Source organism: Bacteroidota bacterium (genome assembly GCA_013360915.1).
In the GTDB taxonomy this organism is placed as follows: Bacteria; Bacteroidota; JABWAT01; order JABWAT01; family JABWAT01; genus JABWAT01.
The window spans coordinates 95,306-114,421 of the sequence record JABWAT010000005.1; the positions used below are offsets into that span (position 1 = coordinate 95,306).

16 protein-coding genes and 1 tRNA gene are annotated in these 19,116 nt (G+C 50.3%); 6 read left to right on the forward strand and 11 right to left on the reverse strand.

Annotated elements, in window-relative coordinates:
- Position 1: 1 nt before the first annotated feature.
- Entirely contained in the window at positions 2-1,000 is a 999-nt protein-coding gene (gene tsaD, locus HUU10_08410) for a tRNA (adenosine(37)-N6)-threonylcarbamoyltransferase complex transferase subunit TsaD (GenBank protein ID NUQ81616.1), read from the reverse strand.
- Between the two features lie 121 nt (positions 1,001-1,121).
- Here tsaD and HUU10_08415 point away from each other — a divergent pair, with 121 nt between their 5' ends.
- Both HUU10_08415 and HUU10_08420 read left to right on the forward strand, forming a co-directional pair.
- Positions 1,122-1,712, forward strand: coding sequence for a hypothetical protein (locus HUU10_08415; GenBank protein ID NUQ81617.1), 591 nt, complete (start codon positions 1,122-1,124; stop codon positions 1,710-1,712).
- Entirely contained in the window at positions 1,713-2,789 is a 1,077-nt protein-coding gene (locus HUU10_08420; protein ID NUQ81618.1) for an alkane 1-monooxygenase, read from the forward strand.
- Here HUU10_08420 and HUU10_08425 read toward each other — a convergent pair.
- From HUU10_08425 to HUU10_08435, 3 genes are all read right to left on the reverse strand, one after another.
- Positions 2,756-3,529, reverse strand: coding sequence for a hypothetical protein (locus HUU10_08425; GenBank protein ID NUQ81619.1), 774 nt, complete (start codon positions 3,527-3,529; stop codon positions 2,756-2,758). The genes HUU10_08420 and HUU10_08425 overlap by 34 nt on opposite strands.
- A complete protein-coding gene (locus HUU10_08430; GenBank protein ID NUQ81620.1) occupies positions 3,516-4,958 on the reverse strand; it encodes a HAMP domain-containing protein in 1,443 nt (480 codons plus the stop codon). Before HUU10_08430 ends, HUU10_08425 begins: the two co-directional genes overlap by 14 nt.
- 165 nt (positions 4,959-5,123) lie before the next feature.
- Positions 5,124-5,197 (reverse strand) — tRNA-Arg (locus HUU10_08435).
- Positions 5,198-5,298: 101 nt separating this feature from the next.
- On the opposite strand from HUU10_08435, the gene HUU10_08440 reads away from it, so the two are divergent.
- Positions 5,299-5,904, forward strand: a complete 606-nt coding sequence (locus HUU10_08440) for a DUF4159 domain-containing protein (protein ID NUQ81621.1) — start codon at positions 5,299-5,301, stop codon at positions 5,902-5,904.
- Between the two features lie 12 nt (positions 5,905-5,916).
- Entirely contained in the window at positions 5,917-9,186 is a 3,270-nt protein-coding gene (locus HUU10_08445; protein ID NUQ81622.1) for a hypothetical protein, read from the forward strand.
- Here HUU10_08445 and HUU10_08450 read toward each other — a convergent pair.
- Together HUU10_08450 and HUU10_08455 are read right to left on the reverse strand one after the other, a co-directional pair.
- Positions 9,121-10,056, reverse strand: coding sequence for a hypothetical protein (locus tag HUU10_08450; protein ID NUQ81623.1), 936 nt, complete (start codon positions 10,054-10,056; stop codon positions 9,121-9,123). The two genes, HUU10_08445 and HUU10_08450, sit on opposite strands and share 66 nt — an antisense overlap.
- Complete coding sequence (locus tag HUU10_08455; GenBank protein ID NUQ81624.1) at positions 10,056-12,314, reverse strand: TonB-dependent receptor plug domain-containing protein; 2,259 nt, start codon at positions 12,312-12,314, stop codon at positions 10,056-10,058. The genes HUU10_08450 and HUU10_08455 overlap by 1 nt, the downstream gene beginning before the upstream one ends.
- A 95-nt stretch (positions 12,315-12,409) precedes the next feature.
- On the opposite strand from HUU10_08455, the gene HUU10_08460 reads away from it, so the two are divergent.
- Both HUU10_08460 and HUU10_08465 read left to right on the forward strand, forming a co-directional pair.
- The gene (locus tag HUU10_08460) at positions 12,410-12,979 is read left to right on the forward strand and encodes a sigma-70 family RNA polymerase sigma factor (GenBank protein NUQ81625.1); all 570 of its coding nucleotides are present in this window, start codon (positions 12,410-12,412) and stop codon (positions 12,977-12,979) included.
- A gap of 75 nt (positions 12,980-13,054) precedes the next feature.
- On the forward strand, positions 13,055-13,363 hold the full coding sequence (locus HUU10_08465) for a hypothetical protein (protein NUQ81626.1): 309 nt from the start codon (positions 13,055-13,057) through the stop codon (positions 13,361-13,363).
- Here HUU10_08465 and HUU10_08470 read toward each other — a convergent pair.
- The 5 genes from HUU10_08470 to secD form a co-directional block, all read right to left on the reverse strand.
- Entirely contained in the window at positions 13,338-14,543 is a 1,206-nt protein-coding gene (locus HUU10_08470; GenBank protein ID NUQ81627.1) for a HAMP domain-containing histidine kinase, read from the reverse strand. The two genes, HUU10_08465 and HUU10_08470, sit on opposite strands and share 26 nt — an antisense overlap.
- A gap of 17 nt (positions 14,544-14,560) precedes the next feature.
- Positions 14,561-15,835, reverse strand: a complete 1,275-nt coding sequence (locus HUU10_08475; protein ID NUQ81628.1) for an adenylosuccinate synthase — start codon at positions 15,833-15,835, stop codon at positions 14,561-14,563.
- Between the two features lie 85 nt (positions 15,836-15,920).
- The gene (locus HUU10_08480; GenBank protein NUQ81629.1) at positions 15,921-16,262 is read right to left on the reverse strand and encodes an STAS domain-containing protein; all 342 of its coding nucleotides are present in this window, start codon (positions 16,260-16,262) and stop codon (positions 15,921-15,923) included.
- 14 nt (positions 16,263-16,276) lie between these two features.
- A complete protein-coding gene (secF, locus tag HUU10_08485; protein NUQ81630.1) occupies positions 16,277-17,191 on the reverse strand; it encodes a protein translocase subunit SecF in 915 nt (304 codons plus the stop codon).
- A 27-nt stretch (positions 17,192-17,218) separates the two neighbouring features.
- Positions 17,219-19,090 carry a protein translocase subunit SecD gene (secD, locus tag HUU10_08490; protein NUQ81631.1) on the reverse strand — a complete coding sequence of 624 codons (1,872 nt, stop codon included), beginning with the start codon at positions 19,088-19,090 and terminating at the stop codon, positions 17,219-17,221.
- Positions 19,091-19,116 lie beyond the last annotated feature (26 nt).

Genomic DNA, 19,116 nt, shown 5'->3' on the forward strand with positions numbered 1-19,116 from the left:
ATCAGTGTATGGCCAGCGTTGGTTTGGGTGTTAATTGGTAATGAGGCGCAGCAAAGGCGGGGCCTTTCATCAGGGCCAGCAAAGCAACCATGGCTGCATTATCGGTGCTTAACAGCGGAGTTGGCAGATAAAGCCTGAGGTGGTGTTGCTTCTCTGCATCAGAAAACCGTTTCCGCAGTTCTGAATTGGCCGAGACACCTCCGGCCACCACCACTGTTTTAATTCCGGTTTCTCTGACTGCCTTCAGTGTTTTCGATACCAGCACACTGGTAATGGCTGCCTGAACCGATGCACACAGATCGGGAAGATGCTGGCGTGCCGTTTCCTGGTTGGATTTCAGATATTGAATCACAGCCGTTTTCAGTCCTGAAAAGGAGAAATCAAAATCATCACTGTTGATCATCGGCCGGGGAAAGGTGACCCAGTCGGAAGAACCGGTGACCGCCAAACGATCCACCACCGGACCACCCGGATAACCCAGACCAAGCACTTTTGCAATTTTATCAAACGCTTCACCTGCAGCATCGTCACGGGTTTGTCCCAGTAACTCATACCGGAATCCCTCCCGGGCCACCACCAGTGAGGTGTGTCCGCCAGACACAATCAATCCGATGAAGGGGAAAGGAGGTGGTTCATTTCCGGGGAACGACGCATATAAATGACTTTCAATGTGATTAACCGGAATGACCGGTATTCCCAATGAAAAGGCCAGGGATTTGGCCATGGAAACGCCGACAAGCAGCGGACCCATCAATCCGGGTCCCTCTGTTACAGCAATGGCATCGAGCTGCTGAAGGGTCACCCCGGACTCATCCAGGGCCGCACGGATCAGTTCAGGCATCAGCCTAAGATGGGCCCGGGCCGAAATTTCGGGGACCACACCACCAAACTGCCGGTGCATCCATTGTGAAGAAATGACATTGGATAGGATCCGTCCGCCATCCACCACCGCCACACTCGTTTCATCGCAGGACGATTCTACACCTAAAATGATTTTCATGAAGGGGCTAAAGATAACCCCCGGCAAAAACGCTTTCAAAAAAACACCGTCTTCCACCCGTTAATCACCTGAATTTTTGATGATATCCGGTTACTTTTGCCCTAAAAAGAGGAGATGTCCTGTGAAACTGATTCTCGCCATTGCCGGAATTCTGCTGGCTGCCCTGTTTACCGTGCTGATTCACTATGGCCTGTTTGCCGACATGACACTGACAGAGAAAACCAGTGACCCCATCTATCTCGTCTATGAAAGTCACCTTGGTGATTATTCAAAAACCCCGCAGGTCATAAACAAAGTCTTCTTTACCCTGCTCATGATCGACAGTATCAAAACCAACAGAGGTTTTGGAATCTATTTTGATAATCCCGAATTCACACCGAAAGAAAAACTCCGTTGGGTGGCTGGTTCCATTCTGGAGGAAAAAGATTCTTCCCTCATTCCGCTCATCCGCGAGAAATTCAATGTAATCCGGCTGGAAAGCGAGCCAATTGCCGAAACAACCTTTGAGTATAAGGGCCGGCTTTCAGTCATTATGGGAATTTACAAAGCCTATCCCGTGATCGGCACCTACATCAGAGAACGCGAACTGGGCAGTCTGGCCACCATGGAAATCTATGATCAGCCGGGCAAGGTCATCCGTTACCGCATTCTGAAATCGACCCGGTTTGAACAATTTTCCCCGGTCAATCCCTGGCCAACCGAATTGAAATAAATGGTTCTTTCGGTGTTGAGACCCATTCGGTACTTTCTTGTTTTTTCGGTTCCTGCACTGGCCGGATGGTCGTTCTTTCAGGCCGGAATTCTGACGCTGATTCCGGTTTTCTATGCTTTCGGATTCATTCCCCTGATTGAACTGGGCATGAAACCAGATACCACCAACCACCGCCCGGATGATGAGCCGCTGCTGACCGGCAGGAAGTTGTATACATGGGCATTGTATCTGGTGGTGCCGGTTCAGGTGGGCCTGATGATCCTTTTTCTGTACCAGATCACCCAGGCTGACTCTGCGCTTTCCTGGATCGGACACACCCTTTCCATGGGATTGCTTTGCGGAATTTTCGGAATCAATGTTGCTCACGAACTGGGGCACCGGACCCGTGTTTTCGATCAGGTAATGGCGGGGATTCTGCTGGCAACTTCGCTCTACATGCACTTCACTCTTGAGCATAACCGGGGTCACCACCGTCGGGTTGCAACACCGGCCGATCCGGCTACCGCACGAAAAAACGAAACGGTTTTCCGGTTTTGGATCCGGTCCGTAACCGGAAACTGGCTGTCTGCCTGGAATCTCGAAAAGCGCCGTCTTGAAAAATCAGGAGAACCGGTGCTGTCGGCTCAGAACCAGATGATCCGATCGCTGATGATTCAAACCGGTTTATTGGTGATGGTGGGTGCTGCGTGGGGGTGGGAAGGTTTAGTTGGGTTCTCGGTGGCCGCTTTTGTTGGGATTCTGCTGCTGGAAACGGTGAATTACATTGAACATTACGGATTGCTGAGACGTCAGCTTCCCGATGGAAACTGGGAGCGGGTCCGGCCGGTTCACTCCTGGAATTCCGACCATCTGCCCGGCCGTCTTCTGTTATTTGAGCTATCGAGACATTCCGATCATCATTATCTGGCCAGCCGGCCCTATCAGATTCTCAGACATTTCGATGAGTCGCCGCAATTGCCCACCGGCTATCCAGGCATGATGCTTCTCAGTCTGGTGCCACCGCTGTGGTTCCGGGTTATGAATCCGCTGATCCCCGAAGACAATCAGTTGCCGGTTTCGTCGAGTCCCAGCGCCTGAATTTTATCGGATGAACGCTGAAGGTACAAGGTGGTGTCTTTGTAACCCATGTCCTCGAGATTACTGAGCAGTTCGTATGCCTTCATGTAATCTTTCTTTTCATAGGCTTCCACGCCCTTGCGGTACAACGCTTCCTTGTCCTCCGATTTAACCGGTTTGCTCACCGGCCTTTGAAGAGAGGCCAGGCCTTTCAGCGCCTGCTCATTGGTCGGATCGAAGGCTAGAACCCGGTTATAACTTCTTTTTGCAGCCACCTGATCACCTGATGCGGCCGATTTCCGGGCCAGATCCAGATTGGTTTGCAACCGTTTCTGAATTTCAGTCGAATTCGAATCGAGGAAAGCCTTCGCTTCAGCATTTCCCGGTTCAAGCAGCAGAACCTGTTTGTAATACCCGGCTGCTGTGAAAATGTTTTTCTTTTCCCGCGCCTTAACTGCCAGTTCGAGCCGTTCAGTGCGGTAAGATTCCACAAACTCATTGGCTTCCACCAGTTTCAGCCGCGCAGCATCATGTCCCAGGTTCTCAAAAATCCATTTCCATTCTTCAGTCGCCTGCCTGATCAGACCTGCATCGAGTTTTTGTTTCCCTTCTGCAAATCGTTTGCCTGCCCGTTCCATCGAAACGGCAATTTTCTGTTCACGGGTGAACTGCTTTCCCCATTGTTCATCCAGAGAGGAACACCCGGTTCCCGCAAAACCGATCAGAACAACCAGAGAAAAAAGACCATTAATTTTGTTCATGCTGCACCTTGTAAAGAACAAGTTGTTCTTTTTTGTTTTTCATCGGAACCGAAAACGGTTCTCCCAACCGGAAGGCGGTCACGTCGATTGATTTCCTGACCACTTCCGAAATTAATATTTCACCGGCTGCCGCAGCCGAGCACATTCTGGCACTGGTATTGACGGTATCACCAATCGAGGTATAATCCATCCGGTCACGACTTCCGATATTTCCCGAAACCACTTCACCCGAATGAATACCAATTCCGATCCGCAATTCCTTGTAAACCGAATCAGAGTCGGCCAGTTCTTTCATGGCCTGCTGAATACCGATGGCCGCAGTGACTGCTCTCGATTCCTTGCCGTCACCTTTAAAGACGGCCATGACCTCATCTCCCACAAATTTATCAATGTCACCCTGATGCTCGCGGATGATTTCGACCTGGCGGTTCAGAAGGTCATTCAGGTAACGGACCACCCGATCCGGATCGCTTTTCTCAGAAAAGGCCGTGAAACCACGGATGTCTGAAAAGAAGAAACAAAGTTCACTCCGCTGACCGCCAAGCTGCTGATCGATCGGATTCTGTTTCCGGATGGCCTCAATGGTTGATTCAGACACATACTTCGACATCATGAGCCGTTCTTTTACCGCCTGTGTCATGGTATTAAAAGACCGGGTCAGCTCACCCAACTCATCATTGCCCTTCACCGGTACTTCCGGAAACTCTCCCGCTTCAATCTGCCGGGTAGCCGCATGAAGCAATTTGATACGGCGGACCAGTACCATCGTGACCCCGATGACAATCAGAACCGAAATCAGAAAGGCAATGGTCCCGGTCAGGTACGTTTGTTTCTGCTTGGCGGCAATCAGGTCATTAATGGGCTTCAGAGAATATGACAGCTGGATGTAACCGAGAAACACTGTCTTTACAGCGGTCTCATAATCAATCTTTTTGGTCAGGTAAACGAGATCACCGGTCACGAAGGGTTTTCTCGACTTTCCCTCGAATTCCTTCAGCTCAATTTCTGAAATGCGGTCACCGGTATCGCGGGTTCCGCTTGTATCGGCTTCGAGGTAAATTTCACCGTTGCCTTTAATTACCCGGATTCGTTCAAGACCAGGAATTCCCGACCGGATCAGATCATCCAGACTGGCTTTCAGCGCCAGCTTGTCTGCTTCACCCACCGACAAGGCTTCTGCAGCATTCGGGGCAATGGTATTAAAAATGGCTGTAAACTGCTGATGGGAAAGGCGCTCAAGATCCCGCTTTTCTTCTTCGAACAGATTCGAAACCATCGAATACAGGACAGTTAGAAAGATTCCGCCAAAAATCAGGGAATATTTGATATGCAGACTGATCCGGACCCCGGAACCCAGGTTAGGTTCGTTCGTCGGTTCTGTTTCCGGCTGGGATGGCAGGTCTGTTTTCGGTTCTGGTGCTGGTTTCATGTTTCCCGTTATAAAGAAAGCGACAAAAGTAGCAGAAATGGTGTTAAAATGGAAAATAGTAACCCGATGAATGAACCAAACCCGTGAGGCTGGTCAAAAACAAAAACGGCCGCCAGACCGGCAGCCGTTTCGTCATAACCACTTGTTTTTTTATGGTTTATGTAGTACTCTCGAGAGGATTCGAACCTCTGGCCTTTTGCTCCGGAGGCAAACGCTCTATCCAGCTGAGCTACGAGAGCAGAATGGGATTGCAAAGATAGCACCGGATATGAACACTTTCAAAACACTGCCGATTCATTTTTTCGCGCTTCTGACCGGAATCAGTCTGATCTGTGCACCCATGGCGGGTTTTTCACAGATCCGGGTGGGGTTGCTGAAATACGGTGGCGGAGGGGATTGGTATGCAAATCCGACCAGTCTGCCCAATCTGGTTCAGTTTGCACGCGACCAGGCCCGGCTGAATCTTTCACCCCGCGTCGAATCGGTCGATCCGTTGTCACCCACGCTTTACACCTTTCAGGTTCTGCATACCACCGGACACGGAAACATTTCCTTTTCAGATACAGAAAGGGAGGCGCTCCGCCGGTACCTTCTGAATGGCGGATTTCTCCATGTGGATGATAACTACGGAATGGCTCCCTATTTCAGAAAGGAAATTTCAAAACTGTTTCCCGACCGGGAACTGGTTCCGGTACCTGCCTCGTACGGTCTTTTCTCTGCGTGGTTTGCCTTCCCTTCCGGACTCCCGAAGATTCATGAGCATGACGGCAAGGCGCCTGAAGCATGGGGAATATTTGAAGGGAACCGGCTGGTGCTTTTATTCACCACCGAATGCGACCTGGGAGATGGATGGGAAGATCCCGAGGTTCACCAGAATCCGCCCGATAAACGACTGGCCGCCCTCCGGATGGGAACCAATATTCTGGTCTGGGCGCTGAGTCAGTAAAGACGGACCACCATGACCCGCTTTCCCATTCCCGGCTATCTGCGTCGGTTCATTTTCCGGACTGCACTGGTAAGAACCTACCGGCTGGCAGCCTATACCCTTTTTGCGTGGCTGATCCTCATTGTTGCAGCTGTTCTCTTTCTGAACGATCAGCTTTCCGATCTGACAGTCCGGTACACACTTGGCGGACTGGTTCTGATTTCGGGACTTGCAGGAGTGACCGCCAATCTGGTCCGGTTATTCTCCTTGCTCCATCAGGATCTGAAACACCTTTCGCCTTTGCGCCTGGAATGGCTTCTTGCCCGTTTTACCAGTGTCGGTGAGGACGACCGGTTCCGGTTTCTGAACCGGTTCTTTCTGTCCCCGGCCGACTGTCCCGATCCGCACTTTCCGTTTATCCGCCCGGCCAAACCAGATATATTCCGGTTTTTGTTACCGGGGGCTGCCCTGATCTTTCTTGCCATGCTTCCCTGGCTTGCACCTGCCGGCTGGAATGACCTCTGGTTCCCCTGGAAACCCAGCACCCATCTTTCCCGGCTGAAAATGGATGTGATTCCCGGATCAACCGCTCTTGAACGCGGAGACAGCCTTCAGATCAGAGTCCGGTATACCGGATCCCCCGGACCACTCAATCTGCAGATCCGGTTCGAAGACGGGCAGGTTCTGACCGAGAAGAGTCCAAACAACCGCGATCTGGTCTTTATCCGACCCAACCTGCAGCAATCGGTTGTTTATTCGGTTGGGAATGCCTGGTTTCAGTCCGAAAGTTACACCATCCGTTTACTGGACCGGCCTTTTGTTTCCGGTTGGAAACTGACCGTTCATCCGCCCCGGTATACCCAGGGTCGATCTTTTGTTCATCCCCAGTCCGATGGAAACCGGCTTCAGATACCCGAAGGAAGCCTGGTTACCCTTCAGGCCAGATTTACCGGTGATATCGATTCGGGCATGGTGAAAGGCTGGCCCGGAAATCCGGTTTTCCGTTCAGGTGATATTTCCACCAATGCCACTTTATTTCATCCTGCACAGTTCAGGTTTCTGCTGACCGATATTCACCATCTGTCCAACCGGGATACAGCCCGGATCGAGATCGGATTGATTCCGGATGAACCTCCGGTCATTCAGGCTGCTCCGCTGCATGCGCTCACGACCCGGGATTTCCGGATTCCCCTGGTGGTCCGCCTTGCTGATGATTATGGACTGAACCGGCTTATTGCAGAATACCGGATCCGGTCCGTGCTCGATCTGATGGAACCGGACTGGATCAGGCAGGACCTGCAGGTGTTTTCATCTGCCGGTCAGCAATTTTACGAGGGTTTACCCGTTTGGCAGGTTCCGGGGCAATCGGTCTTTCCCGGCGATGTGATTGAGTTCAGGCTGGGAGTCACCGACCATTATCCCCGGATTCCGGGCGGCCATCTGGTCTGGACCGATGTTTTTACCATCAAAACACCCGGAACGGAAGAAGCCTTTGCCCAGGCCGATTCACTCAGCAACCAACTTACCGAAACCATGGAGGAACTCAGGGCCGAGGCAAAGGAACTCGAGAAAAAGGCCAAACAAGTGGCTGATGATATCAAGCGTCGGTCTGGTTCTCTCAATTTTACCGAGCAAAACCGGTTGAATGATCTGGCCAGTGAACAGAAAAAACTCGATGAAAAAATGGAGAATCTGAAACAACAGGCCGATGATCAGTTTACTCAGCTGAATCAATCTCAGGTGCTTCCTCCCGAAACCCTTCAGAAATATCTCGAACTTCAGAAGTTACTGGAGGAAACCGATAACACCAGACTTCGCGACATGCTGGAGCAGCTATCGAAACAGTTGAACACGCTCGACCGGCGTGATGTGATCAATGCACTGCAATCGGTTGAAATGACAGCTGAGGCCATCGACAAACAGCTCGATAAATCCATCCAGACCGTTAAACAATTGCAGCTCGAACAGAAATTCGAAGAGTTTACCCAGAAAAGTCTCGAAACAGCCATGGAGCAACAATCCATCCGGAATGAACAGTCCAAACCTGAGGCCAACGAGGACAAACTGGCCTTGCGGCAGGACCTTCAGACCTCCCGGATCGAAGACCTTGAACGGACATTGGATGAACTGACCAAACAAGCCAGGGAATTGAAGGAATCCTCTACCCAAACCTCAAAAATGGATCAGGCCCGGCAACAGATGAAACAACAGGACATGACCAACCTGAGCCGTCAAACCGCGGAATCCATTAAAAAGGGTGACGAAGAACAGGCAGCCGAGCAGAGCAAAAAACTTTCGGAGCAATTGCAGTCACTCAATCAGCAGGCGACCGACATTCAGAAATCGTTTAAGAAGAATCAGAACATGGTGGTTCTTGAGAAATTGCGTCGTTTGCTGACTCAGGCAACCCAATGGTCCGAACTGGCCGGACAGAAACCTCCCGCTTCTGATGTAAAAAAATGGGGAGCCTCCTTTTCTGATCAGTTGCTTCAATCATTGAAACCTTTTCAGGATTCTTCCCGTGCAATTTCAGCAATGGAACCGCAATTGGGTCTCTTACTCGACCGTGATCTGGAATCGGCCGCCAATCAGCTGGCCAATGCCCGCGATCAGTATGTGAACAACCAGGTATCGGCAGGGGAACAAAACCGGGCCGGGGCCCGTGTCACCATGAATGGAATGGTATACCGCCTTTTAACCATGATGAATACACAGAGTGGAAATCAGGGAGGCGCCAGTCCGGATAGTCGTGAAAAAGGGTTTTTTGAAGAAATGCGGGAATTGGCCAACCGGCAGCAACAGTTGAATCAGCAGGTTTTAAATGAGAGCGGTCAGTCTTCCAGCAGTGGTCCTGGCAAAGAAAGACTGGCTCAAATGGCCGCCCAGCAACAACTGATACGGCAGCAACTGTCAGAACTGATGAAACAATCGGGCGGGCAGCAGCAGGGCCTGTCGGGATCCATGTCAGCGGTGGAAAAAGAGATGGAGGCCGTTGCAGAAGATCTGATGAAGGGAATTGACAGTAAACTGGTTGAACGGCAGCAAAAGATTCTGAGCCGCATGCTCGATTCACAAAAAAGCACCATTGAGCGGGAGTTCGAGGAAAGACGGGAAAGTCAGTCGGCCAAACAGACCAACCGGATGCGCGATTTCACCTTAAAAACCGGATCGGTTTCCCCCGATCAAAGAGGAAAAATCCTGCGAAACCTGGACCGGTATCAGGAATCTTACCGGAAGCTACTCATAGATTACTACACCCTCCCTGACCTCAAACGACCCGATGCTGCTGTACCTAATCGGTAGTTTCAGGTAGTCGGCAGTCGGATACCGGTCCATCGGACAGCTGATCAGACTGGAAATTACCGCAGAAGGAAGGCCCGGCTGATGAACCAACAGGTTTGGAAGGACATAGTACTCTCCTTTTGAGATATTGGTTGGCGCCACAAATGGCACGTAAGAAGTGATCGGAAACTGAAACAAATTGGTGTAGGTTTTTCCTGCCCCACCAAAAAAATCATCCCACCTCGAAAAGCCGTTGTTTTTTATCCGCTCCACTCCGTTCGAATTTTTCTGCAGAACCATCCCAAATGCAATCTTATTTTGCGGCGAAATGGGTATCCTGAGAGAAATCCCTTCACTGCCCTGAAGAAACCGGGCCGTCACAACCATATTGGCGGTATCACGGTTATTAAAGACATTGTATCCGATTCCATTTTCCTTCTCGCGGAACAATTCATCTTTGATCATGATGACCGGTGGGTACATGACCGTGCTCAGTTCAACAAGTTTGGCCATGGTCCGGTTGCGTTTTAATGAACCATCGGCGGCAAGATCCTGTTGCGGAAGAGGAATCTGGCCATTAATTAATTGAACAATGGCAGAATCATACTTAAAGGTGGAATTATAAAAATAGAGTGCGTAGGATCCCGCCTGCGTTGATGTGCCACCAATGGGAATGGTCAGACGGAATCTCCCCGACTCATCAGTCCGCGTTGAGATATCAAATCCGGTCAGATAGACATACGTGTTTTCATGGGAAGGCTCCCCTGCCAGCAGAATCTGTCCGGTCAGCGTGGTTCCATCATTCCTTGAAGAGCGGTCGCTTCCATCAAGGAAACTGTCGGTACAACCGCCTAAAAGTCCGATTAATCCGAAAACAATGATGGGTCTCATCAGTATTGCACCGTAAAAATGATATAAAAACGCCGGTCACGCAGAATCAGGGTTTCAAATGTTTCCGGCCTGTTCAGAATATTTCGCGCACTCAGCCCCACCGTTCCCCGGAAATCATTCCATTCGAGTTGTTTCGAGGCATGAAGATCCATGTTGTTATACGGTGGCAGTTCTATCGTCTCGAATCCGGTTCCAGCATTTCTTACCCACGCGGTCTGTTCGTTTTCATAAAACCACCTTCCCTGAACCTGATATCCGCTCTGAGTCCAGGTAAGGGCAACGGTTTGTTTCAGATCGGACTTAAACGGAAAGGCTGCCTTTTCTGAAATATCATAAAGAGACAATCCCAAATCGACTGAAAGCCGGTTCCGGAAAAAGAAAAGGGATAAAGTCTGGTCCGTGCCGGTTATTTCAGCCAGATCCACATTATCAAACAACAGAACCGGTGAGGATGGGTCGGCCAGGTTGCGGAATTTGTTCTGGTAGTACGTTCTGAAAAAGGATGACTGCAACTGCCATCCTGAATACCGGTCGTTATCCGGATACTCCCGGGCTATCAGAAATCCAGCATCCATTCCCTGGATTTCTTCGGGTTCGAGATGGGTCACCGGGTCTTCGTCTGGTTTTTCGAATGGAAGACTGATCTGGTATAACAAGCGGGGAAATTTGACTGTCCGTCCAAAGTTCAGGTACCCTTTCATGTAGTGGTGACCACGAGCCCCCTCAAAGGAGGAAGACAATTTCAGAACACCTGCATTCCAGGTTCGGGAAAGTGATTTGTTCAGTTTGTCTTCGTTTGTTCCTTTGGTTTCCGGATCCAGATCATCCCTGACATGATCATAACGGAATGAAGCACTGATATCGGCCATGTGTATCCAGTCTGCAGGCTGTTCAAAAGGATAGCGGATAATTACAGCTGTCCCGATTCCCTGCCTGCCGATGGCTACCTTTTGACTGTAGGTCACAAAACCAGGTGGAGACTGCAGGTTGTCACTCGTCTGAAGCCAGGCTTTTTCCATCTGGAGGACCCCATCGAGAAACAACCCACCAAAAGGCCGGGTTACCGTCAGCGTTGCCTGTAACGATTGATCATCCACCAGACGCTCCGTGACCTGATTGGCCACCTTCATTTTTTGTTCATCTGTCTGATACCAATAACCAGCCATCAGACCAACCCGATCGAACCCCAGTCCGGCCGTTTCCATTGAGAGACTTAGCAGGTTAAGCCGCGTAGCCACCACTTCACCGCTGCGCTCATTTTCATACTTGTTTGATCCGGTTTGTGTAAAAACCGACACGTCCTTCACCACTCCATCCGGATTCTCATAACCAGCCATCCCAGAATAAACCTGATCTGAGTTCTGCAACTGGTAAACCACCTTATCAGACTCGTACTCCCGGCGATAGGCTCCCATACCGGCAGATACAGAACCATACCAGGGACCCGAGGTCCGGTGTAGCTGGAAGGTCCAGTCTCCGTTCCGTTCCGGTCCCAGCAATTGCCTGAATTTGACCGAATAATCCCGGTGCTTTCGGGGAACAATATTAATCACCCCACTGAATGCATCCGGACTGTAACTGCTTGTCAGTGCTCCTTTTATGATTTCGAGCTGTTCCACATCCGCAAGGTCAATGGTTGAAACATCGGCCTGCCAGGTGAGATTGCCATTCAGACGCAAGCCATGATGAATAATCGTCACGTCATCCGGATTGCCACCACGAAGACTGATGGTTTTTCTGCCGCTGACCAGTTCCGTGGTCTGGATGGAATGATCGGTCGAAAGAATATCGCCGGTATCGAGAAATCCTTTCACTTCAAACTGACGGACGGGCATAACCGCAATGGCAAGTGGGATGTCCTTCACGGTAAGTCCCGATTCGCGTCGTCCCACCACCTCTACTTCATTGAACTGAATCAGTCTTGACCGCAGATCCACATCCGGATTCTGAAGCAGGGCTCCGATGGTGACCGTTTTCTTCTCGTACCCGATGTGGCTTAAGACCACCGACAGGCTGGTATCGGCCGTCTGAAGCTGAAGCACATACTTTCCATAGATATCACTTACCGTACCCACCCCGAGTGCCGGTACATAGAAATTCACGTAGGGAATCAACGTTCGCTGGTTAACATCGCGGCATTTCCCCTCCAGTATCAGCGACTGACCGTGTGAAACAGACACCATGAACAGTCCAAGCACCATCCATCCGGCCTGCCTTCCAATCCGCAACCACGAAACATGAATGAATTTTAATTTCAAAAGATTGACTCCCAATGTGGAATTACTCAACTTTGTTATGAACGATTTGCACGATTTAGACGATAAGGACTTTTATGGCACCGCTTCTGAAATCAATGATGATTGAAAAGGCCGACAATCCGCATCTTGAGTTTGAACGCGAAATCAGGCCACACCTTTCAGTTTTGTACAATTATTCCCTTCGGATGACTGGCAATCCTGAAGACGCAGAAGATCTGGTTCAGGAATCCCTGATGAAAGCATTCCGCTTTTTTCACTCCTTCGAAAAGGGAACAAACTGCAAGGCGTGGTTGTTCAGAATTACGAAAAATACGTTCATTAATCAATATCGTAAGACCAGCAAGGAACCTGGTAAGGTTGATTATGACGAGATCAAGGAATTTTTCAACTCGGTAAAAGATGACCGGTTCGAAATGCTTGATCTGGAAAATGAATTGTACAGTGATCTGCTGGATGACACGCTCACCCGTGCACTTCAGCAGCTTCCGCCCGATTTCAGAACTGTGGTTATTCTCTGTGACCTCCAGAGCATGACCTACGAGGAAATCGCTGATATGATCGGTTGCCCGGTTGGGACCGTTCGCAGCCGTCTTCACAGAGGGCGTCATCTGCTCAAAACGATTTTAAGTGACTATGCTGCATCGCGGGGATTTCATGCAGCGTGAAAGGACATTGCCATCAGCCAGTTTCACCACTCTTCACTTTCCTGCCGGGAGGCACTTGACCTGATTACTCCCGGAGTGGATAACCGGCTTGGTAAGGATGAATGGAATGCCTTACAGGCCCATCTGATGGTTTGTCCCCCTTGTCAGGCCGCTTGGGAAGAAGAGGAACAGGTTAAAAAAGTTCTGAAAACCTGGTGCAAGCCAAAACCCGTCCCGGCCTCACTCGAGGCCTCCATTCATCAATGGCTGAACGATCCCTCCGTTACACAAAACAGCGAACAGGCCGACTGTGCCCAGTTCCGTGACACCATGAAAACCAGGCTGATGTGGGTAGGAGCCATCCTACTGACGTTGATTCTCATTCTCCAGTTTTTTCCGGACTGATCGTCAGCACCAACCGGATGGTGGTCCCGATTCCTTCTGCTGTCTGAAACACCGAAATTTTCCCACCGTGATAGGTTTCAATGATCCGGCGCGTGAGGCTGAGTCCCATTCCCCATCCTCGTGGTTTTGTTGTAAACCCTGGCCTGAAAATGTTTCGGGCCTGCTGCCTGCTCATCCCCTTCCCATTGTCGGTCACATCAATTATGGCACGGTTCTGATCGGCCATCAGATTGATCTGTATCCGTGAAGCACCGGCATCTGCAGCGTTCTTAAGGACATTTTCAAGAGCCCACTGAAACAGCAGACGATTGACCCTGACCACCGGAGAGGTCTGACCGCTGATCTCAAGAATCACTCCCCCTTCAGCAGATTTCGGCAGCCGTTTTTGCAGATAGGCCACTGCCATCCGGATTTCATCCATTAATGGAACAGGGGTCAGAACCGGTTTACTGCCGATTTTGGAAAACCGGTCGGTAACCATCAGCAACCGATCGATATCGGTTTGCATATCCTTTAGAACCTGGTTGGCTTCTTCGGTTTTCAGAGAGCCCTTCAGCACCTCCATCCAGGCTAATAATCCCGAGAGCGGTGTGCCGAGCTGGTGAGCCGTCTCCTTGCTCATGCCAACCCATACAGAACTCTGCTCCTGTTTACGGATAAGACTGAATGCCAGATAGCCAAGTAAGATGAGAATGGTCACCGAGGTAATCTGAACGTAAGGGAACCAGATCAGTTCCTCAACCAGGTCAGAATGGCCGAAGTGAATCCGTTGAAGAATCACCACAGAATCCAGTTTAACATCAATGGGCGGATTGATTTTATCGAATCGGACGATCAGGTCCCGCAGGTACTGATCGGACTGAAGTGAATCAAGAGTCGCAGGTACGGTTATATTCCGGTAAAAACCAGGGATCGGGTCATTTTCTGCGGTGGTAACAATGATGGGGAAATCGATGGTCGACACGATTTCTTCGAAGATGAAGGTCAGGTCAGTGGTTCCGGACTGATCGGACACCAGATTTTCAAGTGCCCGGGCCCAGATGCCGGCCACCTGCCGCTGTCTTTTTTCAAGCTGGTTCACCAGCGAGGAGGTGTACCAAACCGTGGCAAGGGCAAACCCGATGGCAACAACCACCAGGCCGGCTTTGATCAGTGATGAGTAGCGGAGAATGGTCCGCATGAAACCGGCTGGCCTTCTTAGAGAATCAGAGTGGATTCCCGTTTGGGTCCGATTGAGAAGAATTTCACTTTCACACCGGTTTCCTTTTCTATGAAATCAACATAGGATTTACAGGTGTCCGGAATGGATGACCAGCTGGTTGCCTGGCAAATATCGGTTTTCCATCCTTTGAAATATTTCACAACGGGTTTGCAACGGGAAAGATCCTCATGCCGAAGCGGGAATTCATGGATCAGCTGACCATCCAGTTCATAAGCCGTACAGACTCCGATTTCATCGAGATCATTGAGCACATCGATCTTGGTCAGGGCCATTTCATTGATTCCATTGATCATGAATGAATAACGCAGGGCAACCAAATCGAGCCATCCGCAACGGCGGGGCCGGCCGGTAGTGGCTCCGAACTCATGTCCGGTTTTCCTGATGTACTCTCCGGTTTCATTCAAAAGCTCACTGGGGAAAGCGCCATTTCCAACCCGGGTGGTATAGGCTTTCACAACGCCAATCACGCGTTGAATGGTGGTCGGATTCAGACCGAGCCCGGTGGCAGCACCCCCTGTGGTCGGATTTGAAGCCGTCACAAACGGGTAGGTGCCATGGTCAATATCAAGCAAGGCACCCTGTGCCCCTTCCACCAGAACCGTTGCGCCCGACCTGATCTCGCGATCGAGGAAGTAAGCCCCATTAACCACATACGGCTTCATTTTCTCAATGGCAGCAAATACCGGTTCATAATCGACATCCAGAATGGTGGGATCGGCTTTGAAACTGTGCTCGATCAGCACCTTTTTTTCCTGAATGGCCTTGGTCACCTTTGCCCTGAGTCCGGGCATATCGGCCAGATCGGCAACCCGTATTCCGTTCCGCATGTATTTATCCACATAAGAAGGCCCGATTCCACGCCCGGTTGTACCGATCTTATCGGCACCCTTGCTGGTTTCCCGGATGGTATCCAACACTTTGTGGTAGGGGAAAATCAGGTGCGCTCCTCCCGAAATAAACAACCGTCCGGAAAGGTCAATGCCAAGCCGCGACACCATTTCAAGTTCTTCCTGCAACGCCAGCGGATCAATCACCACTCCATTTCCGATCAGACAGCGGGTTCCTTCATGAAAAACCCCCGAAGGCAGCAGGTGAAGAACAAAGGTCTGAGTTCCGAAGGAAATGGTATGACCGGCATTGGCCCCGCCCTGATAGCGAGCCACAACCTGACAATCCTTCGAGAGCAGGTCCACAATTTTTCCTTTTCCTTCGTCGCCCCATTGGGCACCAACCACCACGACAACTGGCATATTGATTTTACTTTCTCTTTAAAATAAAAAACTCCGGTTCACCCTTCTGAAGGATGCCGGAGTTAAACTGGATTTCAGACTGATTTCAGAAACTGTCAATGGCCTCTTCCACCGACTTGTGAGTCGTGAACACGGTAGACAGTTTGGTAATAACCAGAAGGCTTTGAATTCGTTCGGCCGGGTTTGCCAGTTTCAGCTGACCGCCGGCATTTCTCACGGTGGTGAGACCACCGATGAGCATTCCCAATCCGGAGGAATTCATAAAATTCACCCCACTCAGATCCAGAACCACCTTGACCTGGCCATTTCTAACCAGTTGATGGAGTCTGTCATTGAGTTCGGTGGCATCCGGTCCGCCAAGCACGTCCCCTTTCAGTTGCAGAACCGTGACCGGTCCGACTTCGGTTTCTCTGGCGATCAGCGACATGGTTGGTTCCCCCGTCAGGATTTGGCTTTTTCGATTCTGTTTACCCACTCCAGAACAATCGGAGAGGCCACAAAAATCGATGAATATGTTCCGATAATAATACCAAGAATCATGGCAAATGCAAATGGCCGGGTGGTCTCTCCACCAAAAATGTAGAGAATCACCATAACGATCATCGTGGTGAAAGAGGTCATGAAGGTCCGGCTAAGGGTGGAATTTACCGATTTGTTAATCACTTCCTCGAGTGTTTCACCCTTGAAAATTTTCCTGAATTCACGAACCCGGTCGAACACAATCACGGTATCATTGAGTGAGTAACCCACAATGGTCAGGAAGGCAGCAATGATGGTCTGATCAATTTCGAGATTCAATCCCGGGAACAAGCCATACAACAGACTGAACAGGCCGAGTACAACCACCACATCGTGGAATGTTGCAAAGATGGCAGCCACAGCAAATTTGAATTCGAACCGGATGGAGATATAGGCCAGAATAAGAAGCAGGGACCCCAGAATGGCATAGACGGCCCCGGCTTTCATGTCCTCGGCGATTTTAGGACCGATGACGTCGTTCCGGTCAATGGTGGCCGGATTATCAGGAAGTATTTCCTTCAGGCCACCCATTACTGCCTCTTCAAGGGCGGTGGTTTCCATTTCCACATCGGTACGAACCAGAATTTCGGTATCGGCACCAAACCGTTTGATTTCGGCTTTCACGCCAGCAAAATCCATAGCACGGCGGACTTCAGAAACTTCAACAGCAGAGGTAAACCGTAGCTGAATCTCGGTTCCACCCTTAAAATCGATGCCATATTGCAATCCCCTGATCAGGATGCTGAGCAGAGCTACCAGCAGAAGAACAGCGGTAACCACATAACCCACTTTTCTGGCAGCCACAAAGTCATAGTTGGTGTTTTGAAAAAAGCGCATGATAAAACTCCTGAGTCGTTCTAAACCTTACCCGATACGCAGTTTGGCATTCGGGCGGTGAATTAAATAGTCGATGGCCAGACGTGACACAAACACAGCTGTAAACAGGGAGGTCACAATACCGATCATCAGGGTCAGAGCAAAACCTTTGATGGGACCAATTCCGAAGGCATACAGAATTACACCGGTAAAGAAGGTGGTGAGATTTGAGTCAAAAATGGCCGTCCATGCGCGGGAGAACCCGGCTTCAACGGTGGCTTTAAGAGTTTTTCCTGAAATCAACTCTTCCCGAATCCGTTCGAAAATCAGAACGTTGGCATCCACGGCCATCCCGATTGTCAGAATCATACCGGCAATACCTGGCAGGGTCAGAGTCCCCTTAAAGGCAGCCAACACACCAAGGATGATCGTGAGGTTCAGAATCAGAGCCAGATTGGCAATCAAACCAGCTGTATTGTAATAAACGACCATGATGATTGCTACAATCAGAAAGGCCCACAAGGCAGAGATGAGACCCATTCTGATGGAATCGGCGCCCAATGAAGGTCCGACACTCCGCTCCTGAACAATTGCAATGGGAGCGGGAAGCGCACCGGCCTTCAGAACGTTTTCAAGGTCCTTTCCTTCTTCCATGTTTTCCAGGCCCTCGATCGAACTGTTTCCGCCGGTGATTTTGGTATTCACACGCGGAGCAGAGAAAACGGTGTTATCGAGAACAATGGCAATTTGCTTGCCAACATTGGCACCGGTCAGAATGGACCATTCTCTTGCACCATCGGCATCCATCCGCATGGTTACTTCGGGCAGATTCGACATCGGGCTGATGGTGGCACGGGCTTCTTCAATAGACCCACCACCCATGGCAGCTTCCCGTTCAAGAGCATAGAGTGCATAAACTTTCACATCATTGCTGACTGCAATGGGTTTTGCTCCCCAGTGGAAAGAAATGTCACCGGGAATGAACTCCTGCATATCCGGGCGGTTGAGGAACCGGTCGATGACTTCGCGGTCATATTCCATGGCAGCCCCGATGGCGCCATAACCAATATTTCCGACCTGCATACGGGCAAACAGAGGATTCTTTTTCTGATCAGCAGCATCGGCTCCGGTTTTATCTTCCCCGGCCTGAGCAGCCAATGAGGTGGTATCCACTTTGGTTTCCGGACCTTTCACCAGATCCACCGAAGCGGAATCGCTGACCACATATTCAGCGGCCAACCGGTCATTGATCGTTTTGAGTGCATTGAAAGCGCGTGTTTCATCGGCCATCAGTTTGAATTCAAGCTTGGCCGTTGATTTCAGAAGGCGGCGAACCCGTTTCTCATCGGTCACTCCGGGTAATTCCACAATAATCCGGCGGGCCCCCTGAAGGGTGATGGAAGGTTCCGAAACCCCATACTGATCGACCCGGGCACGGATAATCTGAAGGGCACGCTGAACAGCCTCGGTTTGCTGGTCCGTCAGGTAGGTGCCGATTTCACTGTTGTTATCCTGAATGTTCCCATAATAGCGCGATAAACGCACATCGGCTTTATCTGCTTCTTCTACCAGAACAGATGCAGGGTCTTCTCCGGATTTGTCGGTGCGGGCCACTGTTACTTTCAACAGCGAGTCAATGGTGGCATCCTTGGTCTTGGCCAGATTCTCGATCAGTTCGATCAGATCCACTTCCAGAACCACATACATTCCGCCCTGAAGATCCAGCCCCAGCTTCAGCCGGTTATCCTCAATCGACTCGATTTCCTTCCGGTTCTGCTCAACGTAAGCAAGGGAATCTTCGGTATTCAGTGATTTCAGCTTATTCTGCAGATCATAATTCTGCCAGGTCGGGAATAAAAAGTATAAAATCAGGCCGAGTACAATTGCCACGCCGGCCAGTTTAAAAGTATTGTTACCCATCAGTCGCTAAACCTCCAGTCGCTCAG